The following is a 14643-nucleotide window of genomic DNA, read 5'->3' on the forward strand; positions in this document are numbered from 1 at the left end:
CGTGGGCGGCGGGCTGCTGGTGGCCGGGACGACGTCCGACGCGGGCAAGAGCGTGGTGACCGCCGGGATCTGCCGCTGGCTGGTGCGGCAGGGCGTCTCGGTGGCGCCGTTCAAGGCGCAGAACATGTCGCTGAACTCGTTCGTGACCCGGGAGGGCGCGGAGATCGGCCGGGCGCAGGCGATGCAGGCGGCCGCGGCCCGGGTGGAGCCGACCGCGCTGATGAACCCGGTGCTGCTCAAGCCCGGTAGCGACCGCAGCAGCCAGGTGGTGCTGCTGGGGAAGCCGGTGGGCGAGCTGAGCGCCCGCGGCTACCACGCGGGCCGGCAGGAGCAGTTGCTGGGTACGGTGACCGACTGCCTGGCGGAGCTGCGGCGCACCCACGACGCGGTGATCTGCGAGGGCGCCGGCAGCCCGGCCGAGATCAACCTGCGGCGGACCGACATCGTCAACATGGGCATCGCCCGGGCGGCGCGGATCCCGGTCGTGGTGGTCGGCGACATCGACCGCGGCGGCGTCTTCGCCTCGTTCTTCGGGACCACCGCGCTGCTGTCCGAGGAGGACCAGTCGCTGGTCGCCGGCTACCTCGTCAACAAGTTCCGCGGCGATGTGACGCTGCTGGAGCCCGGGTTGGAGATGCTGCGCGGCATCACCGGGCGGCGCACCTACGGTGTCCTGCCGTACGCCCACGGGCTGGGCATCGACGAGGAGGACGGGATGGGGGTCCCCCCTGGTCGAGCGAAGTCGAGACCTTGGGGGAGGGTGTCGCTGCGCGGGGCGGTCCGCGAGTCGGTGGTGGCGCCGCCGGCCGGGGAGGACGTGCTGCGGGTCGCGGTGTGCGCGGTGCCGCTGATGTCCAACTTCACCGACGTGGACGCGCTGGCGGCCGAACCGGGCGTGGTGGTGCGGTTCGTGGACCGGCCGGAGGAGCTGGCCGACGCGGACCTGGTGGTGCTGCCGGGGACCCGCGGCACGGTCCGCGCGCTGGCGTGGCTGCGCGAGCGCGGGCTGGCCGACGCGGTGGTCCGGCGGGCCGCGGAGGGCCGCCCGGTGCTGGGCATCTGCGGCGGCTTCCAACTGCTCGGCGCGCACATCGAGGACGAGGTCGAGTCGCGGGCGGGCGCCGTCGACGGGCTGGGGCTGCTGCCGGTCCGGGTCCGGTTCGCGGTGGAGAAGACCCTCGCCCGGCCGTCCGGTCGGGCGCTGGGCGAGCCGGTGGAGGGGTACGAGATCCACCACGGTGTGGCCCAGGTGACCGGCGGCGAGACGTTCTTCTCCGACGACCGGGGCGACAGCCTGGACGGCTGCCGGGTCGGCGCCGTGTGGGGCACGCACTGGCACGGCTCCCTGGAGAGCGACGGTTTCCGGCGGGCGTTCCTGCGGGAGGTGGCCCGCGCGGCCGGGCGCCGGTTCGTACCGGCGCCGGACACCCGCTTCGGGGCGCTGCGCGAGGAGCAGCTGGACCGGCTGGGCGATCTGATCGAGGAGCACGCGGACACCAAGGCGCTGCTGCGGCTGATCGAGGAGGGGGTGCCGGAGGGGTTGCCGTTCATTCCTCCGGGGGCGCCATGAGGGCGGATGCAGGGGACACGACAGGAGCCGGCCGGCGACGTGGAGGACGACAGGGCATGACAACGACGCAGAACCCGACCCGGCAGTACCCGTTCACCGCGGTCGTCGGCATGGACGAGATGCGGCTGGGGCTGCTGCTGAACGCGATCTCGCCGGCCATCGGCGGGGTGCTCGTCCGGGGCGAGAAGGGCACCGCGAAGTCGACGATGGTGCGCGGGCTGGCGGAGCTGATGCCGGTCGTGGACGTGGTCGACGGCTGCCGGTTCTCCTGTGCGCCGGCCGCGCCCGACCCCGGCTGTCCCGACGGGCCGCACGGCGCGTCCGCCGCCGGGCAGCGCCCGACGCGGATGGTCGAACTGCCGGTGGGGGCGTCCGAGGACCGGCTGGTCGGCGCGCTGGACATCGAACGGGCCCTGTCGGAGGGCGTGAAGGCGTTCGAGCCGGGCCTGCTGGCCGACGCGCACCGGGGCGTCCTGTACGTGGACGAGGTCAATCTGCTCCACGACCACCTGGTGGACCTCCTGTTGGACGCCGCCGCCATGGGCGCGTCCTACGTGGAGCGCGAGGGCGTCTCCGTGCGGCACGCCGCCCGCTTCCTGCTCGTCGGGACGATGAACCCCGAAGAGGGCGAGTTGCGGCCGCAGTTGCTGGACCGGTTCGGGCTGACCGTGGAGGTCGCGGCGTCCCGGGATCCGGAGCAGCGGGTCGAGGTGGTCCGGCGCCGGCTGGCGTACGACGACGATCCGGCGGGCTTCGCGGCGCGCTGGGCGGACGAGGAGCGGCAGCTGCGGGAACGGATCGCGCTGGCGCGGGAGTTGCTGCCGTCGGTGCGGCTCGGCGACGCGGCGCTGCGGCAGATCGCGGCGACCTGCGCGGCGTTCGAGGTGGACGGGATGCGGGCGGACATCGTGATGGCCCGCACGGCGACCGCGCTGGCGGCGTGGGCGGGGCGGACCGAGGTACGGCCGGAGGACGTCCGGCAGGCGGCGCTGCTGGCGCTGCCGCACCGGCGGCGGCGCAATCCGTTCGACGCGCCGGGGCTCGACGAGGACAAGCTCGACCAGGTGCTGGAGGAGTCCGGCGGCACGGACGGCGACGACGACCCGGAGCCGGAGCCGGAGGGTCCGGACGGCGGCCCGGACGGCCCCGGCGGGGGTCCGGACGGCGGGCCCGGCGGGCTGCCGCCGCAGGACGGCGGGGGCCGGGAGCAGTCGGGGGACGCGCCGCGCCCGGACGTGCCGCGGCAGCAGGAGCCGGAGCGCCCGACGCCGTCCGAGAGCCCGGAGCGGGCGCCGGAGGGCGAGCCGGCGGCGTCCGGGCCGGGCCGGGAGCAGGCCGCGGTGGGCGCCACCGAGCCGTTCCGGACGCGGCGGCTGGACGTGCCGGGGCTGGGCGAGGGCGCGGACGGCCGCCGGTCCCGGGCGCGTACCGCGCACGGCCGGACGACCGGGGCGCGGCGGCCCCGAGGCACCCTGGGCAAGCTGCACCTGGCGGCGACCGTGCAGGCGGCGGCGCCGCACCAGTGGGCCCGCGGGCGGCGCGGGCCGGGCCTGGTGGTGCGCCGGGACGACCTGCGGGAGGCGGTGCGCGAGGGGCGCGAGGGCAATCTCGTGCTGTTCGTGGTGGACGCGTCCGGGTCGATGGCGGCGCGGAAGCGGATGGGTGCCGTCAAGGGGGCGGTGCTGTCGCTGCTGGTCGACGCGTACCAGCGGCGGGACAAGATCGGGATGATCACCTTCCGGGGTTCCGGTGCCGAGTTGGCGCTGCCGCCGACGTCGTCGGTCGAGGCGGGCGCGGCGCGGCTGGCGCAGCTGCCGACGGGCGGCCGGACGCCGCTGGCGGAGGGGCTGCTGCGGGCCCACGAGGTGCTGCGGGTGGAGCGGATGCGGGACCCGTCCCGCCGGCCGCTGCTGGTGGTGGTCACCGACGGCCGGGCCACCGGCGCATCAGAAGGGGCGGCGCGATGGGGGTCCCCCCGGACGGAGTCTGGGGGAGGCGCGGCCAGGGGTGGCGGTCGGGCGACGGGCGGGCCGGTGGGGCGGGCGCACCGGGCGGCACAGCTGCTGGCCGCCGAGGGCACCGCGTCGGTGGTCGTGGACTGCGAGGCTGGTCCGGTGCGGCTGGGGCTGGCCGGGGAGCTGGCCCGGGAGCTGGGGGGCACCGCCGTCACCCTCGACGAGCTGCGCGCGGACAGCGTCTCCGCGCTCGTACGGACCGTACAGGGCAAGCCCGGCCACGGCGGCGGCAGTGCCGGCCGGGACCGGGATCACGATCACGCCAACAGGGAGAAGGTCGCGTAATGCCACAGGGACAGCCGTCCGTCGTACCGGAGGACGGGCTCACCACCCGCCAGCGCCGCAACCGCCCGCTGGTCCTGGTCCACACCGGCCAGGGCAAGGGCAAGTCCACCGCCGCCTTCGGGCTGGCGCTGCGGGCCTGGAACCAGGGCTGGCCGGTCGGGGTGTTCCAGTTCGTGAAGTCGGCGAAGTGGAAGGTCGGCGAGGAGCGGGCGCTCACGGTGCTGGGCGCCACCGGGGAGGGCGGCACCGTCGCCTGGCACAAGATGGGCGAGGGCTGGTCCTGGGTGCAGCGCGACTCTCAGTTCAGCAACGAGGAGGCGGCCCGGGAGGGCTGGGAGCAGATCAAGCGGGACCTGGCCGCGGAGACCTACAAGCTGCTGGTGCTGGACGAGTTCGCCTACCCGCTGAAGTGGGGATGGGTGGACGTCGAGGAGGTGGTGGCGGTGCTGCGGGACCGTCCCGGGACGCAGCACGTCGTCATCACCGGGCGGGACGCGCCCGAGGCGCTGCGGGACTTCGCGGACCTGGTGACGGACATGACGAAGGTCAAGCACCCGATGGACGCGGGGCAGAAGGGCCAGCGGGGCATCGAATGGTGAGCACGTCATGAGCGGCGGCGCCGTCCCCCGGCTGGTGATCGCCGCGCCGTCGTCGGGCGCCGGGAAGACGACGGTGGCCACCGGCCTGATGGCGGCGTTCGCCGAGGCGGGCCTTGTGGTGTCGCCGCACAAGGTGGGGCCCGACTACATAGACCCGGGGTACCACTCGCTGGCCACCGGCCGGCCCGGCCGCAATCTGGACGCCTACCTGTGCGGCCCGGAGCGGATCGCGCCGCTGTTCCTGCACGGGGCGGCGGGCGCGGACCTGGCGCTGGTCGAGGGCGTGATGGGGCTGTTCGACGGGGCGTCGGGGATGGGTGAGCTGTCCTCGACCGCGCAGGTGGCGAAGGTGCTGCGGGCCCCGGTGGTGCTGGTGGTGGACGCCTCCTCGCAGTCCCGGTCGGTGGCGGCGCTGGTGCACGGCTTCGCGTCGTGGGACCCGGAGGTGCGGCTGGCCGGGGTGATCCTCAACAAGGTCGGTTCGGACCGGCACGAGGAGCTGCTGCGGGACGCCATGGATTCCTCGGGGGTGCCGGTGCTCGGGGCGCTGCGCCGTGCCGAGCAGGCGCGCACGCCGTCCCGGCACCTGGGTCTGGTGCCGGTCGCCGAGCGGCGGGCCGAGGCGCTGGACTCGGTGCGGGCGCTGGCCGCGCGGGTGCGCGAGGGCTGCGACCTGGAGGCGCTGCTGGCGCTGGCGCGCACCGTGCCGGAGCTGCCGGACCGGCCGTGGGACCCGGCCCGGGCGGTGGCGGCACCCGCCGCGGGCGCCGGGCGGCCGGTGGTCGCGGTGGCCGGCGGGCCCGCGTTCACCTTCTCGTACGCGGAGCACGCCGAGCTGCTGACCGCGGCGGGCGCCGAGGTGGTGCCGTTCGACCCGCTGCGGGACGAGCAACTGCCGGCCGGCACGCGGGGGTTGGTGATCGGCGGCGGCTTCCCGGAGGTGTACGCGCCGGAGCTGTCGGCGAACGCGCCGCTGCGGGCGGCGGTGGCGGAGCTGGCCGCGTCCGGGGCGCCGGTCTCCGCCGAGTGCGCCGGGCTGCTCTACCTCTCCCGGTCGCTCGACGGGAAGCCGATGTGCTCGGTGCTGCCCGCCGACGGCCGGATGACGGAGCGGCTGACCCTCGGCTACCGGGAGGCGGTGGCGCTGAGCGACAACGCGCTGGCGGTGGCCGGGACCCGGGTGCGGGGCCACGAGTTCCACCGGACGGTGCTGGAGCCGGGCGCGGGCGCGTCCCCGGCGTGGGGTGTGACGCATCCCCGGCGCGCGGTGGAGGGCTTCGTGACGGGCGGGGTGCACGCCTCGTACCTGCATGTGCACTGGGCGGCGGAACCGGCGCTGGCCGGGCGGCTGGTGGCGGGGGCGGCGCGGGCCGCGGTGCCGCTCGCGGACGGCGCCCGGTGAACGCCGTGGACGGCACGGCCGGGGCAGCCGGGGCGGACGCCGCCCCGGTCCTCGACCACCTCGTCTACGCCACGCCCGACCTGGACCGGACCGTCGCCGAGGTCGCCGAGCTGACCGGTGTGCGGCCGGTGCGGGGCGGCAGCCACCCCGGGCGCGGCACCCGCAACCATCTCCTGGGGCTGGGCGGCGGCGGGTACTTCGAGATCATCGGGCCGGACCCGGCGCAGCCGGCGCCCGGGCGGCCGCGGTGGTTCGGCATCGACGCGCTGGACGGGCCGCGGCTGGTGGCGTGGGCGGTGCGGGTCACCGGGATCGCCGGGCGGGTGGCGCGGGCCCGGGCGGCCGGCCACGACCCGGGGGACCCGGTCGCGATGTCCCGCCGGACGCCCGACGGCACCGACCTGGCCTGGCAGTTGACGCCGCCGGGGGCGGACGGTGGGCTCGCGCCGTTCCTGCTGGACTGGGGCGGCAGCCCGCATCCGTCGGACGCCGGGCTCCCGGTGGTGCCGTTGGTCTCGCTGGCCGCGACGCACCCGGATCCGGCGGCGGCGCGGGCCGAGTGGGCGGCGCTGGGCGTCCGGTGGCCGGGTGCGCCGGTCGCCGCGGGGCCGGTGCAGCTGACCGCCGTCCTGGCGGGGCGGCACGGCCCGGTGGCGTTCGGGCGGGGAGCCGTCGCCCGGTGAGCGACGGGCCTGCGGCCGCCGTCCCGGAGCGGGCGGGCGCGGCCCTCGTCGCGGGGGTGGGGGCCCGTCGGGGGGTGGCGGCGGAGGAAGTAGTGGAGCTGGTCGGCACCGCGTTGGCGGTGGTCGGTCGTACGCCGGGCGCGCTGGTCGCCCTGGCCACCGTCGAGGCCAGGGCGGCCGAGCCCGGGGTGCTGGGTGCGGCGCGGCGGCTCGGGGTTCCGTTGCGGTCGTTCCCGGCGGCGGAGCTGGCGGCGGTGCGGGTGCCGGCGCCGTCCGCCGCGGTGCGGGCCGCGGTCGGCACGCCGAGCGTCGCCGAGGCGGCCGCGCTGCTGGGCGCGGGGCCGGGTGCCCGTCTGGTGCTCGGCAAGCGGGTGTCGGCGCCGGAAGGCCGGCCGGCCGCGGCGACCTGCGCCCTGGCCGCCCGTGCCACCGCGGACACTTGGGACACTGGGACCATTACCTCCGGTACGGCGGGCGCGGCCGACGCTCCCACGGCGGCTGCCGCTATCGTCGTCCCCTCCCCCAACCTGCCCCGCCCCGGCGCGGATCGGCCGGCGGTGGAGGTCGGCGGCTGCCACCCCGAACAGGAACTTCCCGGCACCAAGGAGACGTTTTGACCACCCGTCCCGCACTGCTCATCGCCGGTCACGGCACCCGTCACGAGGGGGCGGCCGACGCGCTGCGCGCGCTGGTGCGCGCGCTCGCCGAACGGCATCCCGACGTGCCGGTCGCCGGTGGTTTCTTCGGCGCCACGGCATCGCCGCTGCCGCTGTCCGGCGCGGTCGACGAGCTGGTCGCGCGGGGCGCGACCCGGTTGGTCGCGGTGCCGCTGCTGATGGCGCCCACCGGGGCCCTTCGGGAGACCCTGCCGGACGCGGTGGCGCGGGCCGTCGCGGCGCACCCCGGCGTCCGCGCGGTCTGCGGTCCCGAACTGGGGCCGGACCCGCGGCTGCTGGGGGCGCTGGAGCGGCGGTTGGACGAGGCGCTGGGCGGCGGTGCGCGCCGTCCCGAGGACCGGGCCCGTACGACGGTGCTGCTGGTGGGGCGGGGCGCGGCCGATCCGCTCGCCAATGCCGAAGTGGTCCGGGCCGCCCGGCTGTTGTGGGAGGGCCGGGGCTTCGCGGGCGTGGAGAGCGCGTTCGTGACGCTGGCGGCGCCGGACGTGCCGGCCGGGCTGGACCGGTGCCGGGTGCTGGCCGCGGCGGCACCGGGGCCGTCCTACGGGCGCCGGACCGTGGTCCTGCCGTACTTCTTCTTCGCCGGTGACCTGCTGGAGCGGCTGCGGATGCAGACCGAGGGCTGGGCGGCGGCGCACCCGGGCGCCGAGGTGCTGGGCGCGGAGCCGATCGGTGTGGCGCCGGAGTTGGCCGAGGTCGTCATGGAGCGCTACCGGGCGGCGGGCGCGGACGAGGCGGCGTTCGACGGCCGGGCGGCGGCGGAGGACGCCCGGCCGGCCGGCGGCGCGCTGCCGGGCGCCGCCATGAGTGCGGCGGCCGCCGGGGGCCCGGCGTGACCGGGCCGGTGCTGTCCGCGGCACGCACCGGGTCCGGCTCCGGGGAGGTGGACCTGCGGCACCACGGTGACGCGGAGGTGCGCGGCGCGGATCTGACGGACCTGGCGGTCAATGTCCGGACGGGCACTCCCCCGGCCTGGCTGAAGGAGCGGATCGCGGCGTCGCTGGACGGGTTGGCGGCGTATCCGGACGGCCGGGCGGCCCGCCGTGCGGTCGCCGTACGGCACGGACTGGCGGCGGACCGGGTGCTGCTGACGGCCGGTGCCGCCGAGGCGTTCGTGCTGCTGGCGCGGGCGGTGCGGGCCCGTCGGCCGGTGGTGGTGCATCCGCAGTTCACCGAGCCGGAGGCGGCGCTGCGGGACGCCGGGTACGAGGTCGGGCGGGTGCTGCTGGCCGAGCGGGACGGGTTCCGGCTGGATCCGGCTGCGGTGCCGGACGACGCGGATCTGGTGGTGGTCGGCAATCCCACCAACCCCACCTCGGTGCTCCATCCGGCGGCCGTGCTGGCCTCCTTGGCGCGGCCGGGCCGCACCCTGGTGGTGGACGAGGCGTTCATGGACGCGGTGCCCGGGGAGCGGGAGTCGCTGGCCGGGCGGGTGGGTGAACTGCCCGGGCTGGTGGTGCTGCGCAGCCTGACCAAGACGTGGGGACTGGCGGGACTGCGGATCGGCTACGTGCTGGCGGACGAGGAGACGGTGGCGGCGCTGGAGCGGGCGCAGCCGCTGTGGCCGGTCTCCAGCCCGGCGCTGGCCGCCGCGGAGGCGTGCTGTGCGCCGGCGGCGCTGGCCGAGGCGGAGGCGGCGGCCGAGGGGATCGCCGCGGACCGGGCCCATCTGCTGGCCCGGCTGGGCGAGTTCCCCGCAGTGACGGTGGCCGGTCCGGCGGCGGGGCCGTTCGTGCTGGTTCGGCTGCCCGGTGCGGCGGCGGTCCGGGCCGGGCTGCGGGCCCGCGGTTTCGCGGTGCGCCGCGGGGACACCTTCCCGGGCCTGGGCCCGGACTGGCTCCGTCTGGCCGTCCGGGACCGGGCAACCACCGACCGGTTCGCGGCCGCCCTGGCGGACGTGCTCGGCCGACCTCCGCGGTAGCGGGGCGCGGGCGGCGGCCCGGGGCCCCTCGCCGGGGTGCTCCACCGGGCCACGCCCCGGCGGCCCCGGCGAGGGGTGGGTGCGCCGCGCGGGCCACGCGACGCACCCGGTCGTATCCGCGGCGGCGCCCCCACGGCACCGGTGCGGATACGGACTCGTCAGCCGCGCCCGTCCGGCGCGGCGTTCCGGCGGCGGCGGGTGTAGGCCAGCGCCCCGGCACCGCCGGCGACCAGCAGGGCCGCGCCGCCGGCGAGGTACGGGGTGGCGGAGCTGCCGCCGGTCTCGGCGAGGTGCTTATCGGTCGCCGGGCGGACACCGCCGCCGGAGTTCACCTGGGTGCCGCCGGAGTGCGTGCCGGGGCCGTGGGGCCCGCCGGGCGACGGCGGGGTGCTGGGCTCGCCGGGGGCGCCGTGCGGGGTGGTGCAGGTGGCCTGGGCCAGGGTGACGTCGCCGTGCACCTCCGCCACGTTGAGCTTGAGCGGGTTGACGGAGACCCGGAGGCGGAGTGCGGTGGCGGCGGCGCTCGCCGAGGTGGTGCTCTTCTGCGACAGGTCGAGCCGGACGTCGCCGACCCCCGGGACGGTGACCACGGTGGTCCCGCCGGCGCGCAGCGCGACCCGCTTGCCGAGCACCACGACGTCGCCCAGCACCTGGGCCTCGGCCCGCGGCCGCTGTCCGGCCTGGCAGACGGCGCGGGCGGTGACCTGCTGGACCTGTGCCAGCGGCAGCGCCGGGAGGCCGGGGAGTTGGACCCTGGCCCGGACGAGGTTGGCGTAGCCCTCGGCGGTCCGCCCGTCGGCGGTGGCGCGGGCGGTGGCGACGTCGGCGCGCAGCAGGCCGACCGGCCGGCCCCCGTCGATGCCGTCCAGGCGGACGGTGAGCGCGGTCTTGTCGGCCGAGGCCGGGGCGTGGACGTCGTTGAGGACGGCCCGGACGGGGATGTTCAGGGTCTTGTCGAGCAGGCCGACGTCCAGGGCGGTGCGCAGCACCACCGCCCCCGAAGTGCCGTGGATGCGGCCGTCGTTGCCACTGGCGTGGGCGGCGGGCGCGGCGGCGGCGAGGGCGACGGCGGGACCGGCCGTCAGGACGGCGGCGGCCAGGACGGCGCCGATCCGTCCGGTCGTGCCGGTGGCGCCGGCGGAACTGGTGGACACGTGTGTGGAACCCCCACATGAGAGATGGAGCCGCCGACCGCGCCAATGGGGGACATCACGCGGGCCGACGGCCTCGACCCGCACATCGTGTACGCACTGAGGGTGAACGGGCAGCCACGCGAGGTGAGTTCACCCCAAAGGGTGGCTTCCGTGCCTTTATTCGATTGCTTCCGGCTCGTCCGCCCCGGCGGGCACCCCACACCACAGCCGTACCGGGCCACGGCGGCCCGGTACGGCGACGGTGCGTCCGCACGGTCAGCGCATCAGGGCGCCGCCGTTGACGTCGTAGGTGGCGCCGGTGACGAACGACTCCCGGGAGGCGAGGAAGAGGGCGACCCGGGCGACCTCCTCCGGGGTGGCGATCCGGCCCATCGGCACCTGGGCGGTGAGCTCGGCGAGCGCCTCCGGTCCGATCGAGCGGACCATCGGGGTGTCGATCATGGCCGGGGCGACCGCGTTCACCGTGACGCCGTACGGGGCCAGTTCGGCCGCGAAGACCCGGGTGAGGGCGATCAGCCCGGCCTTGCTGGTGCCGTACGCGGCGCCGGTGGGGCGGGGCGTCTGGCCGGCGAGGGAGGCCATGTTGACGATCCGGCCGAAGCCGCGGTCGCGCATGTCGGCGGCGACCGCGCGGGTCAGCAGGAAGACCGCGCGCAGGTTGACCGCGAAGACCTCGTCCCACTCCTCGGCGGTGATCTCCCACAGCGACCGGGCGAGCGGCCGGGCGGCGTTGTTGATCAGCACGTCGACCGGGCGCCAGGCACGGACCGCGTCGTAGGCGGCGGCGAGCGCCTCCGGGTCGCCCAGGTCGACCCGGAACGGCCGGATCCGTTCGCCTTCCGGGTCGAGCCGCTCGGCGAGGGCGCGGTTGGCTGCCTCGTCGATGTCCAGCGCGGCGACGTGGGCGCCCTCGGCGTGGCAGGCGCGGACCAGGGCGGCGCCGAGCCCCTGGGCGCTGCCGGTGATCAGGACGGTCCGGCCGTCGAGTCCGGTGTCGAGCACAGCGGTCCCCCCTCAGGCCGTACCGAAGAAGAGCGGGCGCCCGACCCGGGCCTCGATGCGCAGGTAGCGCCAGAGCCGCCCGTCGCCGACCGGGGTGTCGCGGACGATGTCGCACACCGTGGCGACGGTGTCCAGGTCGGGGACGTCGGCCAGGATGTACGAGGTCCACGGCCAGCCGGGGGTGGCGCCGACCATCAGCCGGTCGTCGTCGAGGGTGCCGAGCACCGTGACGCCGAAGCGTTCACCCAGTCGGTCGAAGGCGGGTGGGATCGCGGCGGCCACGGTGGCGCGCAGCGCGTCGTCGGCGGCGAAGAAGTCCTGGGTCACGCCGATGCAGAAGAGCGTGCGCAGCGGCCCGCCGGAGGTCGGGCCCTCGGCGGATACAGGAGCGGATGCGGGTACGGGTGCCGGGTCGGCGGTGGTCATCGCGGAGCCTCGCGGGAGCGGTCGGTGCCAACGGGGCGGGCGGGGGCCCGGTGGCGCCGGGCGCGGGCGCCGTCGGTGAATAATTAGAGGATCGTCAACGCATTGACGATCGCCGACCGTATCACTCGTTTAGAGAGTTCTCGAACAATGCCTCGTACGGACCCGGGCGCGGCCCCTCCCCAGAGCCCCCAGGAAGCTGGCGGGACCTCCGGCGCCGCCTCCGCGCCGGCCGACCCCGACCAGCCGGAGACCGCGCGGATCCGGCTCGGCGACCTGCTCCAGGCGTTCAGCGACCCGCTGCGGCGGCGGGTCGTGCACCGGCTCGCCGCGGAAGGCGAGGTGGGCTGCGGGGAGATCGAGCTGCCGGTCAGCCGGGCCACCGGCTCCTACCACTTCCGGATCCTGCGGACGGCGGGCTGGACCCACACCCGCCGGGCCGGCCGCGAACGCTACGTCTCACTGCGCCGCGCCGACCTCGAAGCGCGCTTCCCCGGCCTGGTGGAGGCGCTGCTGCGGGCCGACGCGGCGGAGCGCGGCACGGCGGCGGACGCACCGCCGCACGACACCCGGCCGCAGGACCCGCCCCGCCCCTGATCCACCCGGAGAGGGCCTGGCAGGCCCGGCCCCGCCCCTGATCCACCGGACCGGGCCCCGGGAGCCGTCCGGCCGCGCCCCGGGGCGGTCAGCCGACGATCCGGCCGCGCAGCACCACCAGGCGCGGCGCCGCCAGCACCCGGACGTCGGCCCGCGGATCGGTCTCGAAGACGACCAGGTCCGCCGGGGCGCCCTCGGTGAGGCCGGGGCGGCCCAGCCACTCCCGGGCGCCCCAGGTCGTCGCCGAGAGGGCGGCCTCGACGGGCAGCCCGGCCTTCATCAGTTCGGCGACCTCGTCGGCGACCAGGCCGTGCGGCAGCGAACCGCCGGCGTCGGTGCCGGCGAAGATCGGCACGCCCGCGTCGTAGGCGGCCCGCACGGTGTCGTAGCGCCGGTCGTGCAGCCGGCGCATATGGTCCGCCCAGCGCGGGAACTTCCCCCCGCCGGCGAAGGCCAGCTGCGGGAAGGTCGCGATGTTGACCAGGGTGGGGACGATGGCGACCTGGCGCTCGGCGAAGAGCGGGATGGTGTCCTCGGTCAGGCCGGTGGCGTGTTCGATGCAGTCGATCCCGGCCTCGACCAGCGGGGCGAGGGACTCCTCGGCGAAGCAGTGGGCGGTGACCCGGGCGCCGAGCCGGTGCGCCTCGGCGATGGCGGCGGCCACCTCGCCGGGCGGCCAGCAGGCGGCCAGATCGCCGACCGAGCGGTCGATCCAGTCGCCGACGAGCTTGACCCAGCCGTCGCCGCGCCGGGCCTCCTGGGCCACATAGGCGACCAGGTCCTCCGGTTCGATCTCGTGCGCGTAGTTGCGGATGTAGCGCTTGGTGCGGGCGATGTGCCGGCCGGCGCGGATGATCCGCGGCAGGTCGGGGCGGTCGTCGATCCACCGGGTGTCCGAGGGCGAGCCGGCGTCACGGATCAGGAGGGTGCCGGCGTCACGGTCGGTGAGCGCCTGCTTCTCGCTGGTGGCGGCGTCCACCGGCCCGTGCGCGTCCAGTCCGACGTGGCAGTGGGCGTCGACCAGGCCCGGCAGCACCCATCCGGTGACGGTCCTGGCATCCCGTGCCATGGCCGGTCGCTCGAACGTCACCCGGCCGTCGAGGACCCACAGCTCGTCGCGGACCTCGTCCGGCCCTACGAGCACCCTCCCCTTGAGGTGCAGCACCGCACCTTCACTCATGGACGTCATGCACGCACTGTATGCGGGGGCCACGGCCGGGGACCACGGTGCGCCCGCGGCCCGCACCCACACATCCGTCGAGTGGATATCCGAAATCCCGCCGCGCTATCCGCCGTATCACCTCGCGGCACTTCCCGCATCTTGTCGGAGTCGGACTTCGGTGACTTCTCGCGGACCTTTTGGTGAACCGTCCGCGGCGCCTTCCGGAGGCGAATTCCCGGCTTCTCCGGAAGTCAGCTTCCCGTATTCGTATGCCCGCTTTCCCGAACCTCAAACGCCAAGATTTCGCTAGCGTCAAGTCTCATTATTCAGGCACTTCGCACGAGCGTTACTGAGCTGTGACCGACTACACAGCGTGTCCATTTCGCCCGGAACTTCCGTGACGAAACGTGACAACCTGCCGCCGGATCGCGCGCTCGCACGCCCCCGCGTGATAACACAAAAACGCCTCCCGCGTAACCCGGACCCGCGATGCAATTTACTTTTCGCCTGGGTAAATTCAATTGCATGACCGCCGCACAAGCACACCATGCCGGTGCCCGAACCGATATCAAGGAATTCCCGGAGGGCTTCGAGCTCGACACCCCCCGGGTGGAGGACGGGGCAGCGATCTGGCGCATCGCCTGCGACTCGAAGACGCTGGACCTCAACTCCTCCTACAGCTACCTCCTGTGGTGCCGCGACTTCGCCGCCACCTCCGCCGTCGCCCGCAACGCGGCGGGCGAACCGGCCGCGTTCGTCACCGGCTACGTGCGCCCCGACCGCCCGGACACCCTCGTCGTCTGGCAGATCGCCGTCGACGAGGCGCACCGCGGACGGGGCCTGGCCGCCGCCCTCCTGGACGGGCTGACCACCCGCGCCATCGAGGAGCTGGGCATCTGCCGCGTGGAGACCACCATCACGCCCGACAACGACGCGTCCAACCGGCTGTTCGCGTCCTTCGCCGAGCGGCACTCGGTGCCGGTCACGCACGAGGTGCTCTTCGACGCCGCGCTCTTCCCCGAGCAGGGCCACGAGCCGGAAGTCCGGCACCTCATAGGCCCGTTCGAGGTGCCGTCCGGCAGCAGTCGCTGACCCGGGCCGCGCACGCGGCGCCGCCCCAGGCTTCTCCCTCCCCGCACTCATCTCCCAGGAG

14 protein-coding genes are annotated in these 14643 nt (G+C 76.0%); 10 read left to right on the forward strand and 4 right to left on the reverse strand.

From position 1 onward, the window contains the following. The first annotated feature begins 1 nt into the window (after position 1). From CG747_RS08265 to cobC, 8 genes are read left to right on the forward strand one after another with little or no spacing between them, the layout of a single operon-like run. Complete coding sequence (locus tag CG747_RS08265) at positions 2–1570, forward strand: cobyric acid synthase (RefSeq protein ID WP_374701753.1); 1569 nt, start codon at positions 2–4, stop codon at positions 1568–1570. Positions 1571–1626: 56 nt separating this feature from the next. After that, on the forward strand, positions 1627–3870 hold the full coding sequence (locus CG747_RS08270) for a putative cobaltochelatase (RefSeq protein ID WP_100600992.1): 2244 nt from the start codon (positions 1627–1629) through the stop codon (positions 3868–3870). After that, positions 3870–4469, forward strand: a complete 600-nt coding sequence (cobO, locus tag CG747_RS08275; protein WP_100600993.1) for a cob(I)yrinic acid a,c-diamide adenosyltransferase — start codon at positions 3870–3872, stop codon at positions 4467–4469. The genes CG747_RS08270 and cobO overlap by 1 nt, the downstream gene beginning before the upstream one ends. A gap of 7 nt (positions 4470–4476) precedes the next feature. Then, positions 4477–5871, forward strand: a complete 1395-nt coding sequence (locus CG747_RS08280) for a cobyrinate a,c-diamide synthase (RefSeq protein ID WP_100600994.1) — start codon at positions 4477–4479, stop codon at positions 5869–5871. Then, positions 5868–6554 carry a VOC family protein gene (locus CG747_RS49190; RefSeq protein ID WP_308303766.1) on the forward strand — a complete coding sequence of 229 codons (687 nt, stop codon included), beginning with the start codon at positions 5868–5870 and terminating at the stop codon, positions 6552–6554. The genes CG747_RS08280 and CG747_RS49190 overlap by 4 nt, the downstream gene beginning before the upstream one ends. After that, positions 6551–7171, forward strand: coding sequence for a cobalamin biosynthesis protein (locus tag CG747_RS49200; protein ID WP_257980287.1), 621 nt, complete (start codon positions 6551–6553; stop codon positions 7169–7171). Before CG747_RS49190 ends, CG747_RS49200 begins: the two co-directional genes overlap by 4 nt. Next, positions 7168–8067 (forward strand): sirohydrochlorin chelatase, encoded by a 900-nt coding sequence (locus tag CG747_RS08290; RefSeq protein ID WP_100600995.1) that lies wholly within the window; start codon positions 7168–7170, stop codon positions 8065–8067. Before CG747_RS49200 ends, CG747_RS08290 begins: the two co-directional genes overlap by 4 nt. Next, a complete protein-coding gene (cobC, locus tag CG747_RS08295; RefSeq protein WP_100600996.1) occupies positions 8064–9152 on the forward strand; it encodes an Rv2231c family pyridoxal phosphate-dependent protein CobC in 1089 nt (362 codons plus the stop codon). Before CG747_RS08290 ends, cobC begins: the two co-directional genes overlap by 4 nt. A 158-nt stretch (positions 9153–9310) precedes the next feature. Here the strand turns inward: cobC and CG747_RS08300 are convergent, their stop codons facing one another. The 3 genes from CG747_RS08300 to CG747_RS08310 form a co-directional block, all read right to left on the reverse strand. Next, complete coding sequence (locus CG747_RS08300) at positions 9311–10306, reverse strand: SCO1860 family LAETG-anchored protein (RefSeq protein ID WP_100600997.1); 996 nt, start codon at positions 10304–10306, stop codon at positions 9311–9313. Positions 10307–10561: 255 nt separating this feature from the next. Next, complete coding sequence (locus tag CG747_RS08305) at positions 10562–11308, reverse strand: SDR family NAD(P)-dependent oxidoreductase (RefSeq protein ID WP_100600998.1); 747 nt, start codon at positions 11306–11308, stop codon at positions 10562–10564. Positions 11309–11320: 12 nt separating this feature from the next. After that, positions 11321–11734, reverse strand: a complete 414-nt coding sequence (locus CG747_RS08310; protein WP_100600999.1) for a hypothetical protein — start codon at positions 11732–11734, stop codon at positions 11321–11323. A gap of 147 nt (positions 11735–11881) precedes the next feature. Between CG747_RS08310 and CG747_RS08315 the strand changes: the two genes are divergently transcribed. Further along, entirely contained in the window at positions 11882–12328 is a 447-nt protein-coding gene (locus CG747_RS08315) for a helix-turn-helix transcriptional regulator (RefSeq protein ID WP_100601000.1), read from the forward strand. 88 nt (positions 12329–12416) lie between these two features. On the opposite strand, the gene CG747_RS08320 is transcribed toward CG747_RS08315, so the two are convergent. Continuing rightward, positions 12417–13508 carry an amidohydrolase family protein gene (locus CG747_RS08320; RefSeq protein WP_180985460.1) on the reverse strand — a complete coding sequence of 364 codons (1092 nt, stop codon included), beginning with the start codon at positions 13506–13508 and terminating at the stop codon, positions 12417–12419. 507 nt (positions 13509–14015) lie between these two features. On the opposite strand from CG747_RS08320, the gene ectA reads away from it, so the two are divergent. Further along, positions 14016–14582 carry a diaminobutyrate acetyltransferase gene (gene ectA / locus CG747_RS08325; RefSeq protein WP_100601002.1) on the forward strand — a complete coding sequence of 189 codons (567 nt, stop codon included), beginning with the start codon at positions 14016–14018 and terminating at the stop codon, positions 14580–14582. Positions 14583–14643 lie beyond the last annotated feature (61 nt).

The organism is Streptomyces sp. CB02959, from assembly GCF_002803155.1.
Classification (GTDB): domain Bacteria; phylum Actinomycetota; class Actinomycetes; order Streptomycetales; family Streptomycetaceae; genus Streptomyces.

What these genes read in the sequence shown, in the direction of transcription:
- cobO (WP_100600993.1), top strand. Translation starts at nt 3,870, where the DNA reads ATGCCACAGGGACAGCCGTCCGTCGTACCGGAGGACGGGCTCACCACC.
- ectA (WP_100601002.1), top strand. Translation starts at nt 14,016, where the DNA reads ATGACCGCCGCACAAGCACACCATGCCGGTGCCCGAACCGATATCAAG.
- CG747_RS08320 (WP_180985460.1), bottom strand. Translation starts at nt 13,508, where the DNA reads ATGAGTGAAGGTGCGGTGCTGCACCTCAAGGGGAGGGTGCTCGTAGGG.
- CG747_RS08315 (WP_100601000.1), top strand. Translation starts at nt 11,882, where the DNA reads ATGCCTCGTACGGACCCGGGCGCGGCCCCTCCCCAGAGCCCCCAGGAA.
- CG747_RS08280 (WP_100600994.1), top strand. Translation starts at nt 4,477, where the DNA reads ATGAGCGGCGGCGCCGTCCCCCGGCTGGTGATCGCCGCGCCGTCGTCG.
- CG747_RS08310 (WP_100600999.1), bottom strand. Translation starts at nt 11,734, where the DNA reads ATGACCACCGCCGACCCGGCACCCGTACCCGCATCCGCTCCTGTATCC.
- CG747_RS08270 (WP_100600992.1), top strand. Translation starts at nt 1,627, where the DNA reads ATGACAACGACGCAGAACCCGACCCGGCAGTACCCGTTCACCGCGGTC.